21 protein-coding genes are annotated in these 23,615 nt (G+C 61.8%); 18 read left to right on the top strand and 3 right to left on the bottom strand.

Annotation, left to right across the window (positions count from 1 at the left end):
• The first annotated feature begins 55 nt into the window (after positions 1-55).
• Positions 56-1,015, top strand: a complete 960-nt coding sequence (locus tag KGA89_RS13060; RefSeq protein ID WP_123350855.1) for a zinc-binding alcohol dehydrogenase family protein — start codon at positions 56-58, stop codon at positions 1,013-1,015.
• A 16-nt stretch (positions 1,016-1,031) separates the two neighbouring features.
• On the opposite strand, the gene KGA89_RS13055 is transcribed toward KGA89_RS13060, so the two are convergent.
• Complete coding sequence (locus KGA89_RS13055) at positions 1,032-1,979, bottom strand: ABC transporter substrate-binding protein (RefSeq protein ID WP_003201065.1); 948 nt, start codon at positions 1,977-1,979, stop codon at positions 1,032-1,034.
• Between the two features lie 303 nt (positions 1,980-2,282).
• On the opposite strand from KGA89_RS13055, the gene KGA89_RS13050 reads away from it, so the two are divergent.
• From KGA89_RS13050 to KGA89_RS13030, 5 genes are all read left to right on the top strand, one after another.
• Positions 2,283-3,275: an aliphatic sulfonate ABC transporter substrate-binding protein gene (locus KGA89_RS13050; RefSeq protein WP_223471762.1), complete on the top strand. Its 993-nt coding sequence runs from the start codon at positions 2,283-2,285 to the stop codon at positions 3,273-3,275.
• Positions 3,276-3,338: 63 nt separating this feature from the next.
• Positions 3,339-4,184 (top strand): ABC transporter permease, encoded by an 846-nt coding sequence (locus KGA89_RS13045; protein WP_223471761.1) that lies wholly within the window; start codon positions 3,339-3,341, stop codon positions 4,182-4,184.
• Positions 4,185-4,187: 3 nt separating this feature from the next.
• Positions 4,188-4,901: an ABC transporter ATP-binding protein gene (locus KGA89_RS13040; protein ID WP_223471760.1), complete on the top strand. Its 714-nt coding sequence runs from the start codon at positions 4,188-4,190 to the stop codon at positions 4,899-4,901.
• Positions 4,902-5,022: 121 nt separating this feature from the next.
• A complete protein-coding gene (locus KGA89_RS13035; protein ID WP_223471759.1) occupies positions 5,023-5,184 on the top strand; it encodes a hypothetical protein in 162 nt (53 codons plus the stop codon).
• A 47-nt stretch (positions 5,185-5,231) separates the two neighbouring features.
• A complete protein-coding gene (locus KGA89_RS13030) occupies positions 5,232-5,828 on the top strand; it encodes a helix-turn-helix domain-containing protein (protein WP_223471820.1) in 597 nt (198 codons plus the stop codon).
• Between the two features lie 95 nt (positions 5,829-5,923).
• Here the strand turns inward: KGA89_RS13030 and KGA89_RS13025 are convergent, their stop codons facing one another.
• Together KGA89_RS13025 and KGA89_RS13020 are read right to left on the bottom strand one after the other, a co-directional pair.
• Positions 5,924-6,427 (bottom strand): hypothetical protein, encoded by a 504-nt coding sequence (locus KGA89_RS13025; RefSeq protein ID WP_077506097.1) that lies wholly within the window; start codon positions 6,425-6,427, stop codon positions 5,924-5,926.
• Positions 6,428-6,731: 304 nt separating this feature from the next.
• Positions 6,732-7,688, bottom strand: coding sequence for a threonine dehydratase (locus KGA89_RS13020; protein WP_039011729.1), 957 nt, complete (start codon positions 7,686-7,688; stop codon positions 6,732-6,734).
• Positions 7,689-7,781: 93 nt separating this feature from the next.
• On the opposite strand from KGA89_RS13020, the gene KGA89_RS13015 reads away from it, so the two are divergent.
• The 12 genes from KGA89_RS13015 (at position 7,782) to KGA89_RS12960 (ending at position 23,612) form a co-directional block, all read left to right on the top strand.
• Positions 7,782-8,597 carry a helix-turn-helix transcriptional regulator gene (locus tag KGA89_RS13015; RefSeq protein ID WP_223471758.1) on the top strand — a complete coding sequence of 272 codons (816 nt, stop codon included), beginning with the start codon at positions 7,782-7,784 and terminating at the stop codon, positions 8,595-8,597.
• A 243-nt stretch (positions 8,598-8,840) separates the two neighbouring features.
• Positions 8,841-10,715 carry a 3-dehydroquinate synthase gene (locus KGA89_RS13010; protein WP_223471757.1) on the top strand — a complete coding sequence of 625 codons (1,875 nt, stop codon included), beginning with the start codon at positions 8,841-8,843 and terminating at the stop codon, positions 10,713-10,715.
• Positions 10,712-11,602: a UbiA family prenyltransferase gene (locus KGA89_RS13005; RefSeq protein ID WP_223471756.1), complete on the top strand. Its 891-nt coding sequence runs from the start codon at positions 10,712-10,714 to the stop codon at positions 11,600-11,602. Before KGA89_RS13010 ends, KGA89_RS13005 begins: the two co-directional genes overlap by 4 nt.
• On the top strand, positions 11,599-12,372 hold the full coding sequence (locus KGA89_RS13000) for an EboA domain-containing protein (protein ID WP_223471755.1): 774 nt from the start codon (positions 11,599-11,601) through the stop codon (positions 12,370-12,372). The genes KGA89_RS13005 and KGA89_RS13000 overlap by 4 nt, the downstream gene beginning before the upstream one ends.
• A 39-nt stretch (positions 12,373-12,411) precedes the next feature.
• Positions 12,412-13,296, top strand: coding sequence for a TatD family hydrolase (locus KGA89_RS12995; protein ID WP_028237140.1), 885 nt, complete (start codon positions 12,412-12,414; stop codon positions 13,294-13,296).
• Complete coding sequence (eboE, locus tag KGA89_RS12990) at positions 13,293-14,522, top strand: metabolite traffic protein EboE (protein ID WP_223471754.1); 1,230 nt, start codon at positions 13,293-13,295, stop codon at positions 14,520-14,522. Before KGA89_RS12995 ends, eboE begins: the two co-directional genes overlap by 4 nt.
• A complete protein-coding gene (locus KGA89_RS12985) occupies positions 14,512-15,957 on the top strand; it encodes an alkaline phosphatase family protein (RefSeq protein WP_223471753.1) in 1,446 nt (481 codons plus the stop codon). Before eboE ends, KGA89_RS12985 begins: the two co-directional genes overlap by 11 nt.
• Positions 15,936-17,075, top strand: coding sequence for a hypothetical protein (locus KGA89_RS12980; RefSeq protein ID WP_223471752.1), 1,140 nt, complete (start codon positions 15,936-15,938; stop codon positions 17,073-17,075). Before KGA89_RS12985 ends, KGA89_RS12980 begins: the two co-directional genes overlap by 22 nt.
• 12 nt (positions 17,076-17,087) lie before the next feature.
• A complete protein-coding gene (locus tag KGA89_RS12975) occupies positions 17,088-19,469 on the top strand; it encodes a hypothetical protein (protein WP_223471751.1) in 2,382 nt (793 codons plus the stop codon).
• Between the two features lie 62 nt (positions 19,470-19,531).
• Positions 19,532-20,455 (top strand): hypothetical protein, encoded by a 924-nt coding sequence (locus KGA89_RS12970; RefSeq protein ID WP_223471750.1) that lies wholly within the window; start codon positions 19,532-19,534, stop codon positions 20,453-20,455.
• 19 nt (positions 20,456-20,474) lie between these two features.
• Positions 20,475-21,791 carry a hypothetical protein gene (locus tag KGA89_RS12965; RefSeq protein WP_223471749.1) on the top strand — a complete coding sequence of 439 codons (1,317 nt, stop codon included), beginning with the start codon at positions 20,475-20,477 and terminating at the stop codon, positions 21,789-21,791.
• 3 nt (positions 21,792-21,794) lie between these two features.
• The gene (locus KGA89_RS12960) at positions 21,795-23,612 is read left to right on the top strand and encodes a hypothetical protein (protein ID WP_223471748.1); all 1,818 of its coding nucleotides are present in this window, start codon (positions 21,795-21,797) and stop codon (positions 23,610-23,612) included.
• Positions 23,613-23,615 lie beyond the last annotated feature (3 nt).

The following is a 23,615-nucleotide window of genomic DNA, read 5'->3' as shown; positions in this document are numbered from 1 at the left end:
CGCTATCGGCCCGGACGCTATCCTCGATGCACATTTCGTCGAGGAGTATTGCAGCTTGAAAGCCCTACAGTTTTCCGCCACCGGCAGCCTGGACCACCTCTGCCTCGTTGACTTGCCGACACCCGTCCCGGGCCCCGACGAGGTCCTCATCCGGGTCAAGGCAGCTGGGCTCAACCCCAGTGATGTCAAGAATGTCGAGGGCCGCTTCCCCTATACCACCTTGCCCCGCGTGCCCGGCCGTGATTTCGCCGGGGTGGTTGAGCAAGGCCCGGCACACCTGCTCGGCAAAGCGGTCTGGGGAACCGGCAAGGGCCCGGGTTTCCTGCGTGACGGTTCCCACGCGCAATATCTCACGGTTCCGGCAAGTGGCGTGGCCCTGAAGCCCGAGCGTTTGTCCTTCGTCCAGGCGGCGGCTATCGGCGTGCCTTTTACCACCGCCTACGATGCCGTTGAACGATCCCACGTGCAGCGCGACACGACATTCTTGGTGATTGGCGCCAATGGCGCGGTAGGCAGCGCAGCGCTTGCCCTGGCGAAGGCCCGCGGGGCCCGTGTGCTTGCGGCGGTACGGCGACCGGAGCGGGCCGCCGAGTTGCAAGCCAAAGGCTACGACGTCATCGTGACCAGCGCGCCCGGCAGCCTTGCAGAGCAGGTCAACGCGGTGTTTCCGGGAGGGGCGCAGGTCATCTTCGACACCACCGGCTTCTGGCTGCAAGAGGCGGTATCGGCATTGGCCAACTTCGGTCGCATCGCGATCATTGCTGCCCCGCCGGATGGGATGGTGCACTTCCCCGCCCTGGCGCTCTATCGCAAAGGCGGCATCTTGATCGGGGTGAACTCGCTGCTCTATGACAATACCGATTGCGCCCGGATGCTTGAAGAATTTGGCAAGCACTTCGAGGCAGGCGTCATCGACGCTCCCACGGATATTCTTGAAATCCCCCTGGTGGACGGCAAGGCCCAGTACGCGCTGATCGCCAAGGGCAGCAGCGCAAAAGCCGTACTGGTGCCCTGATCCAGAGCAGCTCGGTTTATTCGCTCAAGGCCTGGTTGAAGGACGTGTCGATAATCCCGGCAGTGGCCAGCGGTGCCGGCAGCGCCTTGACCTTGAACAGGAAGTCCGCCGTGCTTTGCAGGTCGGCGGCAGCCTGTTGGTCCACCGGGCCGACACTCATGTGTGCCTGGCGCAACCAATGACGCGAGACGTTCTGGTCGAGGTTGGCCTTTTTCGCCCACAGGTCCGCGTATTGGTCGGTGTGGTTGTCGACCCAGGCGCGGGCTTGTTTCACACGCCCGAGAAAGTCGGCGATGGCTTCACGCTTGCTGTCGATGGCCGGCGTCGAAGCGGCAATGGCGCTGAGGCCGGGCATCAGGTTTTTCGCCGTCAGGATCGGCCGGGCGCCGGAGAACAAGATCTGTTGCGAGATGTAGGGCTCCCACACCGGAAACGCATCGATGCTGCCCTGGGGCAAGGCCGCCGCCGCGTCGATCGGCATCAGCTTTATGAATGCCACATGGTTCTCTGGCAAACCGGCCTGCTCCAGGGCGCGCAAGGTCAGTTGCTGGCTCCAGGCACCGGGCCAATAGGCGACTTTCTTGCCCTTGAGGTCGGCGATGGTCTTGACCGGTGAATCCTTGGGCACCAGCAGCGCGATAGTGTCCGGGTTCTGCCGCGAGACACCGATCAATTTCACCGGTGCCTGCTTGGCAGCCAGGAACAGAAAACCCGAATCGCCGAGGAAACCCAGGTCCAGGTCGCCGGTATTCAGCGCCTCGGCCAGGGGCGCGGCGGCCTGGAAGTGTTTCCAGTCGACTTGGTAAGGTGCGCCCTCAAGCACACCCGAAGCCTCCACCGATGCCCGTACGTTGTAATAGTTCTGGTCGCCGACGTGCAGTACCAAGGGCTCGCTGGCGTGGACCAAAGGGGCGGCGAACAATGTGCTGAGGAACAGACGGCGCAGGGATCGGGCGAACTTCATGAAGACATTCCTGAGTGAATTTCATAGAACATAACGCTCTTGGAATTCACATTAGAAATTCTTTTAAAGCATAAGCTCATAGTCACAGGCAGCCAATGTCCAGGGCGCAACAGTGCCGCAACAGACTGTTGGCTGGGCAACATCGGCTTGAAGCCTTTACCCCATGGCGCCCCCCGAAAAACGCCCTTTCGCCGGCTATGGCACAGAGCCTGCAATATTCCTTTCAGGCGGTATTTTCTTCCGCTGTCCGATCTTTCGGAAATAAGAACATTGCCTTCTCGCCGCCTTGTCTGGAGCTGTTCCATGAAACCCGACGTCCGCTTCTCCCTGGCCCGCGCCAGATACTTGATCAGCGCCTGCGCCCTCGCGCTGGGCCTGCCGTCCCTGGCCCTGGCCGCAGAAAGCCCTCCGGCCGAAGTGCACCTGGACTACGCCTATTACTCACCGGTCAGCCTGGTGCTCAAGCACTTCGGTTATCTGGAAAAAGCCCTGCCCCAGACCAAGGTCAGCTGGGTCCTGAGCCAGGGCAGCAACCGTTCCCTGGAATACCTCAACAGTGGCGGCGTCGACTTCGCTTCGTCTGCCAGCCTCGCCGCGGTGCTGAGCCGGGCCAACGGCAGCCCGATCAAGTCGGTGTATGTCTACAGCCGCGCCGAATGGACCGCCCTGGTGGTGCGCAAGGATTCGCCGTACCAGACGATCGCCGACCTCAAGGGCAAGAAAATCGCCGCCACCAAAGGCACCGATCCATATCTGTTCACCCTGCGCAGCCTGCAACAGGCCGGGCTGAAAAAAGACGATGTGGAGCTGGTGCACCTGCAGCACCCGGACGGACGCACCGCCCTGGAAAAAGGCGACGTCGATGCCTGGGCCGGTCTTGACCCGCACATGGCCGCCAGCGAAGTGCAGGCCGGATCGCGCCTGCTCTATCGCAACCCCGCCTTCAACAGCTACGGCGTGGTCAGCGTCACGGAGAAATATGCCCAGGAGCATCCGCAGACCATCAACACCGTGCTCGCGGCCTACGAACAGGCCCGGGCGTGGTCGGTGGAGCATCCGCAAGAACTGGCCAAATTGCTGGCCGACGAATCCGGCCTGCCGCTGGAAGTTGCCCGGCTGCAACTGTCGCGCACCGACCTGGGCAGCCCGCAGTTGAGCGCCAAGGATGTGCTGGCCTCCAAGGCTGCAGCGCCGATCCTGGTCTCCGAAGAGTTGGTACGTCGCGGGGTGAATGTCGACCAGGTGATCGATCAATTGCTCGACACCGGCCGCCAGCAGGCCGTGGCCCGTCAATAACCCCTAGCCCAGGCGACAACCGATCCGCGCCTGGCGCGGATTCGGCGTTGCCGGAGAACCGCCATGAGCAGCAACAGCAAAGACCTCTCCAGCCCGCGCCTGGCTCTGTCCACACCAGGCAAAGCGCCGCTGTTCAATCCCGACCATTGGCGGCTGCGCCTCAAGGGGTTGGCCCTGCCGGTGCTGATCATCGTGTTCCTGGAGATCATCGTGCGCATCGGTTGGCTGCCCGCCTACCAGATGCCGGCCCCCAGCGAGATCGCCCTGACCCTTGGCGACCTGGCCGAAGGTGCGCTGTGGAAACACATCAGCGCCAGCCTCTTGCGAGTGTTGCTGGGCTTCGCCATCGGCGCTGGCCTGGCCTTGATCTTCGCCGCCTGGGTTGGCTTGAGCCGGGAAGCTGAGGCCTATCTGGAGCCGACCTTCGCCGGCCTGCGCTCGATCCCCAGCCTGGCCTGGGTGCCATTGCTCCTGCTGTGGCTGGGCATCGACGAAACCTCGAAAGTGGTACTGATCGCCATCGGCGCGTTCTTTCCCGTTTACCTCAATGGCGTGGCGGCGATTCGCAACATCGACCGCAAACTGGTGGAGGTCGGCCACATGTACGGCTTCAGCCGCCGCTGTCTGGTGCGCCGGATTCTCCTGCCGGCCGCCCTGCCCGGCCTGTTCACCGGGTTGCGCAGCGGCATGAGCCTGGCCTGGATGTTCTTGGTGGCCGCCGAACTGATCGCCGCGACCAAAGGCCTGGGCTACCTGCTCAGCGATGGCCGCGAAACCTCGCGCCCAGACATTGTGCTGGCGGCGATCATCGTGCTCGCCCTGCTGGGCAAACTCAGCGACGGCCTGCTTGCCGGCCTGGAAAAACGCTTCCTGGCCTGGCGCGACACCTTTAACGGCACCGAGGAGTGAGCCATGACCCAAGCCATGCTGGAGATCCACGTCGAGCGCAAGACCTTCGCCGCCACCACCGTGCTCAATCACATCCACCTGCAATTACAGCCTCGAGAAACCGTGAGCCTGTTGGGTCCCAGCGGCTGCGGCAAAAGCACCTTGCTGCGCATCGTCGCCGGCCTGGAAAAGGACTTTGAAGGGCAACTGCTCAGCCACACCGAACAATTGGCCTTTGTGTTCCAGGAACCGCGGTTGATGCCCTGGCTGACGGTGCAGCAGAACATAGGCTTCAGCGATGACGACCATTACGATCAGGCCTGGGTCGCGCAGTTGATCGAGGAAGTCGGCCTCACGGGTTTTGCCGATGCCTTGCCCAAGGCGTTATCCGGCGGCATGGCGCAACGGGTGGCGATTGCCCGCGGCCTGTACTCGCGACCACAGGTGCTGTTGCTGGACGAGCCCTTCAGCGCCGTGGATGCCTTCACCCGGATGAAACTGCAGGACCTGTTGCTGCAACTGGCCGAGCGGCACGCCATCGCCCTGTTGCTGGTGACACATGATGTCGACGAGGCGCTGTACCTGAGCGACCGGGTGTTGGTGATGGATAACCGCCCCAGCCGCATTCGCCAAGAATTGGCGGTGCAACTGGACCACCCGCGTGACCGGCGCGACCCGTTGCTGGCCCGACTCAAGGCGCTGGCCCTGACCGAATTGCACCGCGCCCACGTGATTTGATCAGGCGCCTCGCTAAGAACACAAAAGCATTAATAAATAAACAATCAGTATTTATGGTTATAAAAATAACCACGTACTCTCAGCTCATCCCGTCCCTTTGGTCACGACAGTGAAGTGCCTCATGAAACCGACTGACAACGTTATCGACTTCGTCCAATTCCGCAAACGCAAGCAGGCCCGGCAACTGGCCCGGGCCATGTGGGAAATGTACGCGCGTAATGCCGGTTACCAGGCGTTCCAGTGGATCCAGGCGTCCCAGCCGACCAGGACGTACCAGGCGTGAGCGCCCAGGAACCCTCGCGCTTTTTGGCGAGTACCGATGAACCCGAAGTGGACCTCAATCACCTGGAAGCCTTGGATGAGGATCCGATCTGCGAACGGGTTGCGCAGAACCTGCAACGCCTGCGCGCCAAGCGACACCTGTCCCTCGACGCCCTTGCCCGCCAGTGCGGGGTAAGCCGGGCCATGCTGGCGCAGATCGAATCCGGACGCAGCGTGCCGTCGATCAAGGTGCTGTGCAAAATCGCCAAGGGCTTGAAGGTGTCGGTGGCCGCGTTCCTGGAACACCGGGCTTTCGAAGGGGTGGCAGTGCTGTCGGCCAGCCAGAGCAAACGCCTGGTCAGCGCCAATGGCGCGTTCGTCAGCCGCGCCTTGTTTCCGTTCGATGTGGCACGCCAGTCGGAATTCTACGAGCTGCGCCTGAGCCCCTTGGGCGAGGACCAGTCCGAAGGGCACGGGCCCGGCGTCCAGGAAAACCTGGTGGTGTCCCAAGGTGTGCTGGAGATCAGCGTCAACGACGAGCGCTACCTGCTCTCCACGGGCGATTCGATTCTGTTCTATGCCGACCAGCCTCACCGCTATCGCAACCCGGCCGACAGTGAAGCGGTGGCGTATCTGGTGGTTACCTACCCGGAACGCCTGGACTGAAAGGCAGGGTGGTGTGTATATCCGTTTCTGCGGTAACGGCATAAGTAAACAACATCACCGCACTGCCAGGCTTCCCCACTGACCATAGCAACGAATCAGCAGGTGCAGCACATCATCGGCATACCGTTGCAGCTCATCATCATCGGCATGCTGCAGTCGTTCATCATCTTCATCATCAAGGCGCAGCAGCTTTTCATCATGTCCATGTTCATGCCGGCCATCGGCATGACTTTGCACATCATGCAGTCAGCCATCACCGTACATTCCATCACACACTTCATCGACGGCATCGGCATGCCCATCATAGGCATTGGCATCATCATGCTCGCCATCGGCATGGCCATGCTCGCCGGGGACATGCACATCATGCTCATGTTGCCGCAGTGCATCATCATCGGCATGCCGCAGTTCATCATCATCTGCATCATGTCGGCGCTGTTCTTGAACATGGCCATGTCCATGCCGGCAGCGGGCATCATTTTGCACAGCATGCCGTCATCCATCATTTCGCAGGTCATGGTCGCCATCATCATCGGCATGCCCATCATTGGCATCATCGGCATGTTGGCGTTCATCGGCATCTGCATGGCATTCATCATGGTGGTGTTCCCTGTAAGGTTCGAGAGTCGGATGAGGCTGATGGGGCGGATTCTAAGGATTGGCCCGGGCCCGACAAGATGACGGTCGAACAGCAGGAATGAACGTTCAAGCAGGCTTACCGGAGTGACGCGCGCAGAGTCGTCTGCTGCTGCATGCCCTGCGCTTTCATTGCAGACACTTCCCCTACGACAGCTTCGATTCTCCGGTCATCGATATGCCATCCAAACCTATATAAATAACCGTAAGAAATAATCGATCTAAACTTGTCGCGTGGAAACGCCTTCCACAACGGCAAGCCTGGATTCAGCCAATCAGATTCGCATACACCGGCCGGTCGATATTCCCACCGGACAGAATCACCGCCACCCTTTTCCCCCGCATCGTTTCACGCTCCTGCATCAGCGCTGCCAAGGCGGCCGCGCCGGCACCTTCGGCGAGGTTGTGGGTGTCGGTGTAATACGCCCGCATGGCCCCGGCAATTTCAGCGTCGCTGACCGCGACGATTCGCGCCGCCCCAGCGCCGTAGATGGCAAAGGCCTCGGGAATGGGTCTGCGCACGGCCAAGCCGTCGGCAAAGGTGTTCGCCGAATCGGTCTCGCATAGCCTGCCCGTTTCAAACGACAACTTCGCCGCGACGGCCTCGGTGGACACCACGCCCACCACGTGGGTCTTCAGGCCCAAGGCATCGCGGGCGGCGATGACCGCGCAGATCCCCGAGCCACAGCCTATCGGCACATAGACGGTGTCCAGGTCCGGCACCGCGTTGAACAGCTCAAGCCCATAGGTCGCCACGCCCTTGACCAACTCGGGATGGAACGGCGGCACCAGGTAGAGGCCATGCACTTGGGCCAGGCGTGCGGCCTCTTCACGGGCCTCATCGAAATCGCGGCCATACTCGACCACCTCGCCGCCAAAACCGCGCATGGCGTTGTTCTTCTCCAGCGAGTTACCGCGCGGCACGACGATCAACGCTTTCAAACCCAATGCGCTGGCCGCCAGCGCCAGGCTCTGGCCATGGTTGCCGCGAGTCGCCGTGACGATGCCTTTTGCCTCTGGGTGCTCGCGCATGAGCCAGCGCACGAAGGTCAGGCCGCCGCGCACCTTGAAGGCCCCCGTCGGGGTGTGGTTCTCGTGCTTGACCCACACCGTGCAACCCAACCGCTCAGCCAGCAAGGGCCAGGCGTACTGGGCGGTGGCGGGCATGACTTCGTATAAGTGGCGGGCAGCTTGTTCGATATCGTCGCGAGTCAGTGTGTGCATGATGGGCCTCCGGGTTTTTGCCCAGTCTAATCAGGGCACCACCGGCGGGCTTTCAGAAAACTGACCTGACTTTCAGGCTCTCTCTTCACTACTATGCTGTTCATGAACCCTCGAAACCGCCACCAGCCGCCCCAGTCCGAACCGGTCCGTCGCATCGAGGCAGGACCGTGGGCGATCGAATTGCTGCCCGGCTGCGCCTACGCCACCCGCTATGTCGCCACCCAGTCGGCGATCGGCTTCGCCTTCGACAGCCAGCGCGGCCTGCATGCCATCGGCAGCGACCGCGTGCAACCCTTCGAGGCGATCCCCAACGGCCTGGCATTCGTCCCCGTCGAATGCGACGTGTTCTCCGAGTCCCCCAGGGGCGGTGAATACCTGCGGGTCGTGCGCACCGACGGTATGGCGTTGCCGGGGGAGCATGCGTTCAACAACCGTATTGACCCGCAGGCCATCACCCTCGCGCTGAGAATACGCAGCGCATTGCTGCGTGCCAGCGCAGAGGATGACTGGGAGGCCTGGGCGCTCGGATTGGCTGAACGGGTAAAGGACCCCAAGACGTTTTCGGCCACCGTACAAGGGTCCATCACCGGCGGGCGAATGCGCCTGCTCGACGAGTTCATCGACGCCGGTCTCGACGGTCCGCTGGGGGTCAAGGAAATGGCCGGCCTGCTTGGCTTGTCCGAAGGGTATTTCATGCGGGCATTCAAGAATGCCACCGGCAAAAGTCCACACAGCTACCTGATCGACCGGCGCCTGGCCAAGGCACGGGCGCTGATGCGCGATTCAACCGCCCGACTGACCGATATCGCCCACACTTGTGGCTTCAACTCCCAGGCGCACATGACCACGCTGTTCAAGCAACGCCTTGGCGTCAGCCCGGCGCAGTTGCGCGGGTATTCGAGGCCCTGAACGAGCGGGACAAGCCGCTGGTACGGGGTACCTGAAACGCGCAGTGGCAGCCCAAATCAAATTGCCATCAGATGACCTTGCAAAAACACCCGGGCCGTCTAGATTCAAACCTGTCTCCAACCACATCATCAACCACACCTGACAGCCCTTCGGGCGAGAGCGTCTATTGGCCTAAAACACACACTTGGCGTTGCTTTCAATTACTGACACGGAATCAGTCAATAACAACAAGAGGGATGCTTGATGAAGCATGGCCGTGGGTATCGTTTGCTCTCGCAAAAAGGCGCAGCCGGACATTTCTGGCTGTCGTTGGTTTGCTTTTCAGCCCTGGTGATCGCCAGCTTCTTGCTGTTCGAACAACAGATCCAGGACTTCCTGACCCATCTCAACCTGTACCAGCCCTCGACGCCCGCGCAGAAACTCTACCTGGCGTTGCTGCTGATCGCCCTGCTGGCGCTGGACGTGGTGCTGCCGGTGCCGTCGAGCATGGTCGCGCTGCTGGCCGTAGCGATGCTTGGCAGCGTGGGGGGTTACCTGGCGATTTTCGTGGGGCTGTGCCTGGGCGCCGGGTTGGGCTATGCCTTGGGAGCCGGCTATTTGCGTTTGTTGGCCGGCCGCCTGGGCCTGCATCAGCGCCAGCCGGGGCAACTGGCGTACCGGTTGGGCACACTGTCGTTGATCTGCCTGCGCGGGGTCCCGGTACTGGCGGAAACCTCGGTCGTCGCCGCCGGGATGCAACGCTACCCGCTGCGCGCGTTCATCCTCGTCACCACCCTGGCCAATGCTGGCCTGGCATTGGCCTACAGCGCCATTGGCACCTTTCTCGTCGAGCAGAACGCGCTGTTGGTGACCCTGCTCGCCAGCATGGTATTGCCCGGGCTGTTCATCGCCGGGTACAGCCTGTTCAAGAGCCTTCGCCGCAGCGACACGGAGCAACCGTTGCACGGGCGCTTCAAGGTCAGCTACGACTACCCGGTGGTGTTCACCGATCATGTGTTCGATCCGCTCAATCCCTGCCTGCACCGCCAGCTCATGGCCGGCCACGGGGGCCCGGTCACGGTGTTGATATTCGCCGATGAACAACTGCTGCAAAGCGCCCCGCACCTGCTGGAACAGATCAACGCCTACTTCGCCAGCCACTTTCCTGACTTGCACCTGCAGGCGCCGCCGATAGCGGTCCCGGCCGGCGAGTCGAGCAAGGATTCACAGGTGTTGCAGCGGCTGTACACCGACATGCTGAAACATGGCTTGGACCGGCACTGCCATGTGCTGGCCCTCGGTGGCGGCGCGGTGCTGGATGCGGTGGGCTACGCCTGCGCCACCTTCCACCGCGGCATTCGCCTGATTCGCATCCCCAGCACCGTGCTCGCCCAGAACGACGCTGGCATCGGTGTGAAAAACGGCATCAACGCCTTCGGCCAGAAGAACCTGCTGGGCGCCTTCTATCCCGCCACCGCAGTCATCAACGACTTTCAATTGCTGACCAGCCTGACCCGGCGCGACCAGATCGCCGGGCTGGCCGAGGCGGTCAAGGTGGCGCTGATCAAGGACCAGGCGTTTTTCCAGTGGATGGAGCAACAGGCCGACGCCCTCGCCTGCTTCGAACATGGGGCCAGCCGCTATGCGATCCGCCGCTGCGCCGAATTGCACCTGGCGCACATCACCGGTGCTGGCGACCCCTTCGAACGCGGTAACGGGCGGCCCTTGGACTACGGGCATTGGGCCGCTCACAAACTGGAAAATCTCAGTCAGCACCGACTGCGCCATGGTGAAGCCGTCGCGGTGGGCATGGCTCTGGATGGACTCTATGCCAATGCCTTGGGGTTGTTGAACGACAGCGACACCGAACGGGTGCTGAAGCTGCTGCTCAAGCTCGGCTTCTGCCTGAACCCGCCGGAACTGATCTTGAAAGATGCACTGGGCCGCTCGCAGGTTTTGCTGGGGCTGGAGGAGTTCCGCCAGCATCTGGGTGGGCAACTCTCCATCCCCATGCTCAGCCGGATCGGCGAGTCGGTGGACTTGCATGAAATCGATACCGCGCGAATGGAGCAGGCATTGCAGCGGCTGTCCACCCAGGTCGAGCTTGCGCTACCCCTGAACGAGCGCTGTGCGCAATGAACCAGACCGCGCCGAACCTCAAGGCCTGGCTGACCCTCGGCCGTGTGTCCAACCTGCCCACGGTGTGGACCAACACCTTGGCCGCCGCCCTGCTCGCCAGCAGCGCCGGGGCCCTGGCACCGCCGTCTTCCCTGGTGTGGATCCTGCTGCTGGCGGCACTGTCGCTGCTGTACCTGGCCGGCATGCTGTTGAACGACCTGTTGGACGCCGACTGGGACCAGCAACATCACAACCCCCGCCCCATTACCCTGGGCCTGGTCAGCCGCCAGCAAGTACGGCTGGCCACTGCGTTGTTGCTGGTGCTGGCCGCGGCCTCGCTGCTGGGCCTGAGCCGGTTGATCGAGCAGCCGCACTGGCTGCTGGGCAGCGCCACCCTGTTGGTGGGCTGCATCCTCGGTTACAACCTGCTGCACAAGAAATACGCCCACAGCGTCTGGCTGATGGGAGCCTGCCGCTCGGCGCTCTACCTCACCGCAGCGGCCAGTCTGGCACTGCCGCCGGGACCGATCTGGCTCTGCGCCATTTTGCTCGGTGTCTACATCAGCGGCCTGACCTACCTGGCTCGCCAGGAACACCGCAACCAACTGATCAGCCGCCTCCCCCTGCTACTGATGCTGAGTCCACTGGCCTTGGCGATCTACGCAGGCAGCGCCTGGTTCTGGCCGGTGCTGCTGTTATGGCTTGGCTGGTTGGGCTGGCACTACTGGCGCAACCTGGCCAACCCTCGGCAACGGCAGGTCCGCGCCTTTATCGGCGCTGGCCTGGCAGCCCTGCCGCTGTTCGATGCCCTGGTGCTGGCCGTGGCTGACCAGCCCCTGGGCAGCCTGTTATGTGTCCTGGTGTTTTTCCTGCTTCCTCATTTCCAACGCTGGATCAAACCAACATGAACACGGACGTTACTGCACCGGCATCGGCGGCCCTCGACATGCGCCACGACTGCGTGAACGAACAACGGCAAGATTTCATTCGTCAACTCGAAGAAACCGAGCGGCAATGGTGGCGCCAGGCACAGGAGCAACTTGCCCAGCGCCCGGACTCCAATACCTCGGCACTCTTGAGCAGCCAATGCAAGCGCAACCTCAAGGAGCGAGCACTGCCCGATATCGCCGGCTGGAGTAACGTCCAAATGGCGCGGGCGTTGCTGCTGGCCCAGGTGCTGGAACAGCAGCCCGCCGCCGGGCAAGTCGCCCTGCTGCACCAATTGTTCCTGTGGGGCGACGACCAGGAAAAGGTCGCCACCTTGAAGGCCCTCGATTGGCTCGATAGTCGCGGGGCGTGCGTGGAGCTTGCACGCCAGGCCGGGCGCACCAGCAACAGCCAGGTGTTCGCCGCCCTCGCCCTGGACACCGCCTACCCGTCGCGTCACTACAACGAACAGGCCTTCAACCAACTGGTGTTGAAAGCGCTGGGCATGGGCCTCGACGTACGACGCCTGATCGGCCTGGCGCAACGACAAAGCGTCACCCTCAACCAGTTGGCCCTCGACCTGCTGGACGAACAACTCGCCGCCGAACGAACGGTGTCCGCCGGACTGCCCCACGTGATTGCCTTCGACCTGCTGAGCCCGGCGCAACGTCAGCGCCTGGCCGGCCTGGGCCAGCAACGACGCTTGCCGGCGCAATGGCACGAGCACCTGGGCGGCGTTTCGCCGAACTGATGCCCCACCGTCCCCCGCTTTTTTTGACGAGGATTCACCATGCTCAAGTACTTCGACCCGCATATCCACATGGTCAGCCGCACCACTGACGATTACCAGAACATGGCGGCCGCCGGCATCACGGGGGTGATCGAGCCGGCCTTCTGGCAGGGCCAGGCCAGGACCAGCGTCGGCAGCTTCATCGACTACTTCGACACACTGTTGGGCTGGGAACGCTTTCGCGCCAGCATGTTTGGCATCCATCACTTCTGCACCATTGGCCTGAACCCCAAGGAGGCCAATGACCTGTCGGTGGCCAACGAGGTGCTGGAGATTCTGCCGCGCTACCTGGTGAAAGACGGCGTGGTGGCGGTGGGTGAAATCGGCTACGACGACATTACCCCGGAAGAGGATCGCTTCCTCGCCGCGCAATTGGAGCTGGCCAAGCAATTCAATCTGCCGGTGCTGGTGCACACGCCGCACCGCGACAAGATCGGCGGCACCAAACGCACGCTCGCGGTCATCCGCGAGGTCGGCATTGCCGAACATATGGTGATCATCGACCACCTCAACGAACTGACCCTGCCCCTGGTGCTGGACAGCGACTGCTGGCGCGGCCACTCCATCTACCCCAACACCAAGATGTCGGAACAGCGCATGGTCGCGCTGCTACAGCAGTACGGCACGGAAAAAATGGTGGTCAACAGCGCCGCCGACTGGGGCATCAGCGACCCGCTCAAGGTGCCCAAGACCGGCCAGGCAATGTTGGCCGCAGGCTTCAGTGAAGGCCAGGTCGAACAAGTGCTGTTCCACAACCCGGTGGACTTTTTTGCCCAGAGCGGCCAGTTGGACAAAGCCCTGGTCAGCACGCCCCTGCCCATCGATCAACGGCGGCAATGGCAGGACAACTCCGCCCTGCGGGGCCAGGAACCGGTGATCAAATGAGCGCCCGCACGGGTTGGACGGCCACGCAGATCGGCTATTGCAGCAACGTGCACCCGACCCATGACCTGGGCGGGCTGCGCGCATCCGTCGAACGGCATTTCCACACCGTGCGCACACTGCGCGGGCTCGACACGCAGGACAGTGGATTGTGGATCAGCGCCCTCGCCGCCGCCGAACTCCAACAAGCGCCGACCCGTGCGGATTTCCTCGACCTGCTGCAACGCAGCGGGCTACGCCTGACCTCACTCAATGGGTTTCCCTACGGCCAATTTCACCAGGGCGCGGTGAAAGCCGACGTCTACCTGCCCAGCTGGGCCGATCCGCAGCGGCTGGCGTACAGCCTGGACCTGGCTCGATTTCTCGCCCAGGCCCTGCCAGCGGACTGTGCCCAGGGGGTGATCTCCAGCCTGCCGCTGGGCTATGCCGCCCACTGGAGCCCGACGCTACAGCAACATGCCGAGCACCAACTGCGCGAGCTCACTGCCGGGCTGGCCCGGCTGCAACGGGAGACGGGCAAGAAGATCGTGGTCTGCCTGGAAATGGAGCCCGATTGCGTGCTGGAAAACACCGACCAGGCCATCGCCTTCTTCCGCCATTGGCAAGCCACGGACCCGCACCATGAACACCTGGCGCTGTGCTTTGATGTTTGCCACCAGGCCGTGATGTTCGAAGACTGCTATCAATCACTGGACCGATTGCGTCAGGCCCGGGTCCCCATCGGCAAGATCCAGTTATCCAATGCACTGATTTGTCGCCTGCCTGAGGACGAGCACCGGCGCGAACAGGTGCTCAAGACATTGAGCGGTTTTGCCGAACCCACCTACCTGCATCAAGTGAAGGCCCGCAATGGACAGGACCGGTTATCGGCCTGGGCGGACCTCCCCGCGGCCCTGGATGATTGTGAGCAAAACCGCGTCTCTCATCCCGAACTGAGGATTCACTTCCACATTCCGCTGTTCAGCGAGCAGTTGCTGCTGCCCGAACTCAGCGGCAGCCAGCTTGCCCTGTCGCAGACGTTCGACTTTTTGGCCGACCATGGGGATTTTCGCCCCGTACTGGAAGTGGAAACCTACAGCTGGGGCGTCCTGCCCAGCCAATTGCGGCCCACGACCGAGCACGCCCAACTCCAGGGCATCGCGGCGGAGTTGCATTGGGTCGAGGACCAGTTGCAGCAGCGCCGCTTGCTGCAACCTCAAGCGCTGGAGGCCCATGCCCATGCGCTCTGATCCTGCGCGCCAGCCGCTGCTGCTGATCAACGTGGTCGGCCTGACGCCCGCGCTGTTGGGTGCCGCGACGCCCTGCATCAATGCCCTGTTGAAAACGGCCAAGATGGCCACGCTGCAACCGGTGTTCCCGGCGGTCACCTCGACCGTGCAGGCCTCGATCCTCACCGGACAGCCGCCGTCGGAACACGGCATCGTCAGCAACGGCTGGTACTTTCGCGATCAGGCCGAAGTGCGTTTCTGGCTGCAACCCAATGCTCTGATCCAGGGGGAAAAGGTCTGGCAGACACTCAAGCGTCAGTACCCCGGGTTTCGCTGCAGTCAGTTGTTCTGGTGGTACAACATGTATGCCGACGTAGACGCCGCCATTACCCCACGACCGCATTACCCGGCCGATGGTCGCAAGATGTTCGGCCTGTATTCGGCGCCGGCCTCGTTGCATGAGCGTATCGAACAGCAGATCGGCGAGTTTCCCTTTCCGAGCTTCTGGGGACCGGCGGCCGGCATCGCCTCGAGTCGCTGGATCGTCGATTGTGCCATTGCCGAATTCCAGCTCAACCATCCCGACCTGCAATTGATCTACCTGCCCCACCTCGACTACAGCCTGCAACGCCTGGGGCCCGATCACCCGTCGATTGCCGACGAGGTACGCGCCATCGACAGCGAAGTCGGGCGTCTGCTGGACTTTGCCCAAGCACAAGACGCGGCAGTGATGCTGCTGTCCGAATACGGGATCGAAGCCGTCACCCAATCCGTTTCCATCAACCGGTTATTACGTGCCGAGGGCTTGTTGCAGGTACGCCAATCGCTGACCTGGGAGTTGCTCGATCCCGGTGCCAGTGCAGCGTTTGCCGTGGCCGATCATCAGGTCGCGCACATCTACGTCAAGCAAGCGCGCGACATCCCCCGCGTCAAGGCGCTGTTGCAACGCCAGGCCGGCATCGAACAGGTACTGGATAAAACCGAACAACAGGCCTGGCAACTGGATCATCCCCGCAGCGGCGAGCTGGTGGCCGTGGCCGCGCCCGGTTACTGGTTCGATTACTACTACTGGTTCGACGAGCGCAAGGCTCCCGACTTTGCCTGCACCGTGGACATCCATCGCAAGCCAGGTTACGACCCGCTCGAGCTGTTCATCGACCCGGCCATTCGCTTCCCGAAATTGAAAGTGGCGCGCCGCCTGCTCCAGAAAAAGCTCGGCTTTCGCTACTACATGGACCTGATTCCGCTGGACACCCGCCTGGTCCGCGGCAGCCACGGACGGCTGCCCACGAGCGAGAAGACCGGCCCGCTGCTCATCACCAATTGTGATCTGTCGTTGCCACAGCACCTTGCGGCCACGGCGGTGAAGCAACTGCTCCTGGAACACTTCCGGGGGCACCCTCATGCCGATACGGCGAATGCCAAGGAGCTTCCATGCGGCGAGCCATTTCCATAACCGTTCTCAGTGCCCTGGCCGGTTTGGCCCAGGCCGAGAACGCCACCAACTTCAATTGCGGTAACTTCCTGCAATTTGGATACAACGCCGACCAGACCCGGACCGCGTTCAACAAGAGCCCGGAGACCATGGCCTGGAACTGGTTCGTCTGTTTGAACCAGTCCGACGCCAACGGTTACAACCGTCAGTGGGAGCTGTTCAAGCCTTCCGATCAGGTCTATCTGGCCAATGGCGCCAACCCCGGTTCGTATGACAGCCGCATGAAGCCACCGAGCGAGGTGCTCAGGCAAGCCAAGGCGCTGGGGCTGGACCCGAACCGTCTCCTGCATAACATCAACGCTGTGCAGCAGGTCGACGGCCTGAGCCTGGCCATGGGCGGCGCCGCCGTGCCTACCACACAACAAGGTCACGTCGTGCGCTTTCAACTGCTGATGAGCCAGGACACCTACAACTACATCGTAAAAACCAATGTCTACAACGTGGATGGTCAAGAGGCCCTGACCAGCGACCTGAATTTTCCGGCCACGGCCTGGGAGTTGAAAGCCGCCTGGCTATGGATCGGCACGGACCCGGACTACAAGAAGCAGCTGGAAAAAGATGGCTACTACGTGGCCCAGGCCTACTACGCCGTGGGTAGCGGGTACAAGGTCGGCTATGCGGCGTTGAGCGGTTTGCATGTGGTCAACAAACTGACCTCCGACTGGGTCTGGACCACCTTCGAAAACGTCAACAACCCCAAGTACACCGTGAACAAGGACTATCCGCCCAAGCCGATGACAAACAGCACCGGGCCGACAGCGGACGCCAAACCCGTCAACACCCAGTTCCAGGCCAATAACCCGACGCTGTCGAAGTACCAGTTGATCGGCGTGGAATTCCAGCCCATTACCCAGGTCCTGGCGAACTCGCAATTGGAGTCGGCATTCCAGGACACATCATCCTGCCTGGCCTGCCACGGCACCGCCGCCTACTCGAAGAACCACGGTTGGTTCAGTTTCGCCATCCCGACCTCAGGCGGTCTCACCTACCCCACTACGCCGCTGCCGAAAGAGGCTTTCTTCGGCTACAAAAAACTGGATTTTGTCTGGTCGCTGAAACACGCCAAGTGGCAACGCTAAGGAGAGCACGACATGAGCATATTGAATTTCCCCCGCATCTACCTCAACGGCGAGATGTTCTGGAACCCGCCGACGGCCAATAACAACGACGTGTACCCGCTGTATGACGCGGTGAAGATGGACATCAACTGGCCGTTCGTGAAGCACTTCGGCATCGACCCCCACAATGCCCCCGACAGGCTGATGCCATGGATCCTCTCGACGCAGTACATGACTGACATGCCGACCTATGTGCAGCAGGTGCCAGGCAATATCAATCCGAAGCATGACCCGTACATGCCCGCCGAATGGGATCTGTTCGGTGACAACAGTTGTGGTCTGGTGAACTACGGGAAAACCACCTCGACCGTCATCGGCGGCGAGCTGCAGGCCAATACCTACATCGCTCAGGATTCGCTGATCGGCGCGAAATACCAGTTACTCGGCAGCCCTCTGGGCGGATCCGCCCCGACCGTGGCGCGCTTCGTGGACATCAGCCCATGGCAGAACACGTTTACGGCATTGTATTTCGACAAACTGGTGCTGGGGGATACGTCCTGCGGCCTGACTCTCAACCGCAAGTATCGGATGATGGACCGTTTCCTGAACTTCAATTGGGGAGCCCTGGGTGGCCTGGTGAATGTCAGCACCACCTGGCAGACCTGCTTTCCCAAGGAGAACCTGGAATGGGCGATTGGCAACTCGCGTCTGCTGGCCAACCTCCAGCAGCAGATGACGCAGCAAGGGGCCCAGGGCCTGATGTTCCGGTTTTCGGCCTACCTGACCTGCTACGACAAGAATGGTGTGTTCAACGATTACCCGCAGCGCCTCGACACCCGTTCCAACCACACGGACAGCATTAAGCATGTGCGTGACCTGTACAAGGCAGGTTTGAACAACGTCAACGAGATTTTCTTCAACCCCGCCTACAGCCGCACCTCGGCGGTGCTGGGTCTGTGGTTCGCCAACGAATACCCCACCGCTCCCGCCGGGGTGCGCCTGGTACCCACCCAGCCAGTCCCGGTCGTTCAACCGGGCCCCGCTGGGAATCATAGTGTCCCATTGGGGGTGATCTCGGCGCAGATCAACGGTAATACCCTGTCGCTGGACCTGAGCAACACGTTCCCGTGTTATCCCGTTGACCCCGCAGCCGACATCCTGGTCCCTGAGAAATTCAACGCCGGAGACTACCTGTTGGGCGTGCGCCAGAAGGGACGGTTCATGGCGGGGATCGGCTTCGGCTTCGACAAATACCAGCAATCGGCTTTCGAGCTACGCTCAGGCATCCTCGATCTCACGCTCAACGCCGAAGCCAAGGCACTGCTGCAATCCGGTCCTCTGCTGCTGCAACAGCGCATCCCGGCCGCCCCTCCGAAGATGGCCGCCGGCCAGCAACTGTGGACCGCCGAAGTCATCGAGAGCGGCAGCTTCATCGATGTTGGTGAGCGCAAGACGCTGAGCATCATGGTGCAGAAAAATGGTCAGCCGGCCGCCAACACCACGTTGTATGTCGCGGAGTACGGCAATCCCTACATGGTGACCAGCAGCAATTACTACCTGGCTTTCAGTAATGCGGCCGATTTCACGCTGTTCTACGACAACCCGTTGGCCCGTATCAACAACACAGCCAATCTGCCGCAGTTCATCGACGCGCCCAAGGTCGCCCTCTATCGCAGCACCGGCAGCGGTCGCCGGCTGACCGAACTGCAGGACGTGCCCGACCCCGTGGGCACACCGGTCGGGTATCAAGATTTCCTCAAATCGTCCGGTACGCCGGTCGCCGTCGACCTGCGCCCCTGCCTGGTCTTCGACAAAGGCATCAACGGCACCGGTACACTGCAGGACAAGAAGGCCAGCAGCGTCAGTTACTCCTACGCCGTCATCACCACCAACGCCCAAGGCATCGCCCAGATAGGCTGCCGGGCAGTGGCGCCAGGCTTCCCTACCTTGCGCTTTTTCGTGCAGGAGAACGGCAAAAAACCGGCCATTCCGTTCAGCTTCCCGATCACCCAGGCCTACGTCGACTTCCTCGCACCGATACGGGTGCTGCCCGTGGACATGCAGTTGCAACAGGACTTCATCGACACCTGGAACACCATCTACGAGAAAACAAACGCTCCAGAGCTGCTGTGGGACACGTTCATTTATCCAAGGATCCTGCAAACCTTCTATTACCTGTACCCCATCATGAACAAGTTCATGCCGCTCAATTCCCGGACGCGCGTGGAGGGCGCAATCGACCAATTGATCTTGTTGATCAGCAAGGATTACCAGGACCAGAGCACCCTTGCGATGCCCATCACCCGGGACATGTCCCAAAGCCGCCGCGCCGTCCTGGAGCTGTGGGCCAAGCGCCTGGTGAAGTTCAACTATCCGCCCAAGAAACTCAGCATGAGTGACTACAACGGCCTTTGACGATTTCACCCAGGATCACCGGGTGGCGAGCCCGCCGCCCGGTACTGCACAGGAGTGTCGATATGAAAGCCTGCATTTTGAGCCGACTGTTGTTACTGATCCTGTTGTTCAGTCCGGGGCTTTTTGCCCAACAGGACAGCGGTGCCGTGTACTTCACCATGGGCGTGCACAACACCGAGGGCTGCAACGAACAGAACGGCAACTGCATCGCCAAACGCCTCCCAGGCGAGCCTTCCGATCCGTTTTTCCCGGCGTTCTGGATCAGCGATTGGACCATGTACCGGGTGATGCACAATTATGAGAAAAACCCGCCGCCCTACAGCAATCCGCCCTCCACCCTGACCCCGGCGGACTACACCGTCTCCCGAGGAACCAGCTACTACGACACGGCCTATATCCCGGCCGATGGCGACGGTTTCGGTGCGATGATGGAGCACTATGAGAAGTACTGCCTGCCGATCTTCCCGATCAAGAACAACAACTACACCTGCTCCTTCGTGTCCCTGGGCAACAAGGCGTACTTCCTGACCTACCCGCAGGATCGCCCCAAGGACATGCCGGCCTGCTGCATGTTTTCGCCGATGAATCATCCGCCGCGGCAAGACTTCATCCAGCACCTGCCCTACAGCGCCGAGCGCAGCCAGAACCTCAATGGCAGCGTGCAGGCCTACGCGCTGGACCTTCAATCGCCGCAGGGTCCGATCCTGTTCGGCTATGCCTTCTACAAGAAAATGTCGGGGCAACCGCCCTACCGGCAGCCCCAATCGTTCTTTTTCTCCGGTGACACCAGCGTCGCCAATGCCCCCATCGTCAGCCAGAACTACACCAACTTCCGCATCGCCAAACCGGACCCTGCCCAGACCTGGGCGCAGGTGGCCGCGATGTGCCCGGCGAATCCACCGCCCTGCCAGCTGTTCGAGCCACCGGCTTCACAGAGCAACGGGCAAAAGGCGCAGTGGAACAAGCTCATGCAGCGCAAACCCTGACCAATGACGAAGGATCGCCATGAACACTTCACTCCGTTTCATCCTGGTACTGCTGGGCCTGGCCAACCTTCCGGCCCTGGCCCTGGAGCAATCCCAGGGCCCATCCCAAGAGCAAGCCATGCCACGGACGCAGGCCTCGAACCTGAATTGCCAACCCCCCAGCACGGCGCCAGCGGCCAATGCCAGCCAGGACCTGTTCGATCAATACAGCTGGCAGCTGTTCATCGCCGTGAACTGGCCCGCCCAGGCGGGACAGCGCGGTGATCCCGACTGCAGCAAACAGCCGGGGGACCCCGGCTACACCGTTTGGCAGACCTACAAGACCGTGGAAGAAACCTTCCTGCCACGGGGGGCCGACCCAGGCCCCTGGAACACCCCGCAGCTTGCCAAGAGCCTGGGCATCATCAACATCGCCGCGCTGAAGAACAGTTCCCAGGTGAATGCCGTCGACCAGGCCGTCGGCGGCTGGCTGATCGACCAGGCCGGCAACCCGACCTACTACGACATCTCGGCCAACGAGACCTCCTACAACTACATCGTCGCCAACCAGTTCTATAACGCCGATGTGGTTTCCAAAGCCAACAACATCCACTTCCCCTATGGGGTCATCGAGGTCAAATCGAGCTGGCGCATCCTCACCCCCAACGACAATGCCAGCCGCTACCTGACCATGCTTGCGCGCGTGGCCACGTTCGACGACCAAGGCCAGCGCACCGGCGTCACCGAGGCCTACCTGGGCCTGGTAGGACTGCACGTCATCACCAAGGTGAACGGCTATCCGCAGTGGATCTGGTCGACCTTCGAACAGATCGACAACGTTCCGCCCAAAACGCTGGTGAACGGCGTATGGGTCGACCAGCCGACCTCCGGCACGGCTTATTCCTACTTCAACGCCAGCGCCCCGGCAGCCACGCTCAACCAGTCGCCCTGCGATTGGCAGACCCAGGGCGCACACCTGGTCTGCGTGCCCAAGCCTGGCACCACCTTCCAGACCCCGAACCCGTTGAACCGGTACACCCCGATCGCCGAGATCACCAACGAGGTCAACACCCGTTACCGCAGCGACCCGGGCCTGCAACGCAGCGTATTGAAGTACTACCAACTCATCACCACCCAGCGCCCGCTGATGCCGGACAACCCCAGCAACCCGCTGGGCCAGCCGACCCCCGCCCTTTCGGCCAACGTGACCATGGAAAGCTACATCCAGCCCAACAGCAGCTGCATGAATTGCCACTCCATGGCGACACCGGTCAAGAGTCCCTACAAATCCGACTACTCCTACCTGTTCAAATTTGCCAATTCACCTGTCGGCAAAACCATCAAGGACGAGGAATAACTCATGAGCATCCTGAACGGACCACGGCTGAACTTCTGGGGCGGCATCCGCACCGACGTCAGCCTGCCGAACAACTCCCCGACCATTCCCTACGATGGCAACGATGACTGGCCGCTCTTCGACCTGACCACCTCGACCCTGGCACCGGGCGCCGAGCCCTACACCGACGACCAGTTGAACAACATGATCAATGCCCCCGCCGGCAACTACTACACCGCCGGTGGCTGGAATCACTACGGGCAGCATGTCGTCGACATGCAGAACGCCTTGATCAGCTCCCAGGGCATCCCCGGCAGCATCAACACCACCGGCGACCTGGTGGGCCAGGCCGTCTATTTGCTCGGTTCGGTGGACCCGGTGACCGGCCAGGGCCCCGTTTCCGGCCCGATGATGGTGGACCTGGACCCCACCTCCTCGACGACCACCCAGATCTTCGTCGGCGGCCTGCAAATCGGTGGCAACGACAACATCCAACTGCTGATCCGCAGCAACACCGTGTGCAGCAGTTTCGACGTGGCGGGACGTGTGCTGCTGCCAGCAAAAATGGACGCGCCGGGCTCTTTCCATGCCAGCGGCACGTTTCAACTAACCTTCCCGTTGAGCAGCATTGTCAGTTGGAACCAGAACAGCAGCGGCCTGCGCTCGATCATCCAGGCACCAGGAGCGACGGGCATCGTCCTGCGTTTCGTCATGTTCGAAATGTGCCCGACGATGACCACCGAACAACTGGACGCCGACTACGCCGCCGGCAAGTACACGCCCAACCCGAGCATCGGCCGTGTCATCGGCACCTTGGCCCCGGCCTTCGCCGACGAGCCGCTGAACTGCCAGCCGGGCCGGCAACTGGTCAACCAGAGTACCGGCAATGCCGGCTATGCCGACCTGGACAACACCGGCTACCTGAGCATCGACATGGTGAACGTCATTCCGAAGGAAACCTTCCGGGCCGTCAGGGACGACATCACCAGCCCGATCGGCCCCAACGCTAATTACGGGACCGTGACCATCAGCGCCGGCACCACCACCCTGACGACCCTGGAGCCGACCAGCCGCTTTTTATTCGACTACTACGTGTATGGCGGCATCGTCGACCTGCCCCTGACCGCCGACCAGCTACAGGCAGTTCGGACCTCTGCCTTGGCAATCAACGCTCCGGGCAAGGTCGCCGGCACCACGTTGCAAGCCACCGAGTCGACCTATCGGATCTATGCCGACCAGCGCAACGTCTACCTGGAGGACTACCCCAACGGCCTGTCGATCACCCTGCAGGTCAGGTACCTCGGCGGGGCGGTCCCCAGCACCACCGAAATCGGCCTGCAGGCAATCCCGGCAGCTGATCCTCCCACGTACAAAGAACCGCAGTACTGGGACTTCCTCGACTACCCTGACTCGCTGACGGTCAGCGCCGGCCAGCTTTCAGTCAGCTTCCCCGTCACCGTCAAACCGGGCAACGCCGCCCAGGCCGGTTTCGTCGCCCTGACCTGCACGGCCAATGGCCTCGACAGCAGCGCTTACTTCACCAACTTTCGCAAATACGCCCAGACCGACTTCGGCATTCCCAAGGGCACCACCATCACCTGGCCGCTGATGTATCCCAACGTGCTGCGCTTCCACTACCTGGCCTTCCCCGCCATGTCGCGCTATATCCCGCTGAATCAGCCCGACGCCATCATGGGCGCCAAGAACCCCATCCTCGCCCGCACCTCGGACGCCTACAAAGGCACCACACTGTTCATGCCCGTGGTGCGCTCGATGTCGCCCTGCCAACGGGCGTTGCTGCGGGCCTATCTCACCGGTGAACCGTGGCAGCCGCCGCAATGACCG

The organism is Pseudomonas sp. A-RE-22 (assembly GCF_019956035.1).
GTDB lineage: Bacteria > Pseudomonadota > Gammaproteobacteria > Pseudomonadales > Pseudomonadaceae > Aquipseudomonas > Aquipseudomonas brassicacearum.
The sequence above is the reverse complement of the archived record's forward strand: the minus strand, read 5'-3'. Positions and strand labels throughout refer to the sequence as shown.

Bases quoted from the DNA above. Each gene is read 5' to 3' on its own strand.
- KGA89_RS12965 (WP_223471749.1), top strand. From the start codon at position 20,475: ATGAACACTTCACTCCGTTTCATCCTGGTACTGCTGGGCCTGGCCAAC.
- KGA89_RS13045 (WP_223471761.1), top strand. From the start codon at position 3,339: ATGAGCAGCAACAGCAAAGACCTCTCCAGCCCGCGCCTGGCTCTGTCC.
- KGA89_RS13015 (WP_223471758.1), top strand. From the start codon at position 7,782: ATGCTGTTCATGAACCCTCGAAACCGCCACCAGCCGCCCCAGTCCGAA.
- KGA89_RS13035 (WP_223471759.1), top strand. From the start codon at position 5,023: ATGAAACCGACTGACAACGTTATCGACTTCGTCCAATTCCGCAAACGC.
- KGA89_RS13020 (WP_039011729.1), bottom strand. From the start codon at position 7,688: ATGCACACACTGACTCGCGACGATATCGAACAAGCTGCCCGCCACTTA.
- KGA89_RS13010 (WP_223471757.1), top strand. From the start codon at position 8,841: ATGAAGCATGGCCGTGGGTATCGTTTGCTCTCGCAAAAAGGCGCAGCC.
- KGA89_RS12985 (WP_223471753.1), top strand. From the start codon at position 14,512: ATGCGCTCTGATCCTGCGCGCCAGCCGCTGCTGCTGATCAACGTGGTC.
- KGA89_RS12980 (WP_223471752.1), top strand. From the start codon at position 15,936: ATGCGGCGAGCCATTTCCATAACCGTTCTCAGTGCCCTGGCCGGTTTG.
- KGA89_RS12960 (WP_223471748.1), top strand. From the start codon at position 21,795: ATGAGCATCCTGAACGGACCACGGCTGAACTTCTGGGGCGGCATCCGC.
- KGA89_RS13000 (WP_223471755.1), top strand. From the start codon at position 11,599: ATGAACACGGACGTTACTGCACCGGCATCGGCGGCCCTCGACATGCGC.
- KGA89_RS13040 (WP_223471760.1), top strand. From the start codon at position 4,188: ATGACCCAAGCCATGCTGGAGATCCACGTCGAGCGCAAGACCTTCGCC.
- KGA89_RS12975 (WP_223471751.1), top strand. From the start codon at position 17,088: ATGAGCATATTGAATTTCCCCCGCATCTACCTCAACGGCGAGATGTTC.
- KGA89_RS13025 (WP_077506097.1), bottom strand. From the start codon at position 6,427: ATGATGAATGCCATGCAGATGCCGATGAACGCCAACATGCCGATGATG.
- KGA89_RS12995 (WP_028237140.1), top strand. From the start codon at position 12,412: ATGCTCAAGTACTTCGACCCGCATATCCACATGGTCAGCCGCACCACT.
- KGA89_RS13055 (WP_003201065.1), bottom strand. From the start codon at position 1,979: ATGAAGTTCGCCCGATCCCTGCGCCGTCTGTTCCTCAGCACATTGTTC.
- KGA89_RS13005 (WP_223471756.1), top strand. From the start codon at position 10,712: ATGAACCAGACCGCGCCGAACCTCAAGGCCTGGCTGACCCTCGGCCGT.
- KGA89_RS13050 (WP_223471762.1), top strand. From the start codon at position 2,283: ATGAAACCCGACGTCCGCTTCTCCCTGGCCCGCGCCAGATACTTGATC.
- KGA89_RS12970 (WP_223471750.1), top strand. From the start codon at position 19,532: ATGAAAGCCTGCATTTTGAGCCGACTGTTGTTACTGATCCTGTTGTTC.
- eboE (WP_223471754.1), top strand. From the start codon at position 13,293: ATGAGCGCCCGCACGGGTTGGACGGCCACGCAGATCGGCTATTGCAGC.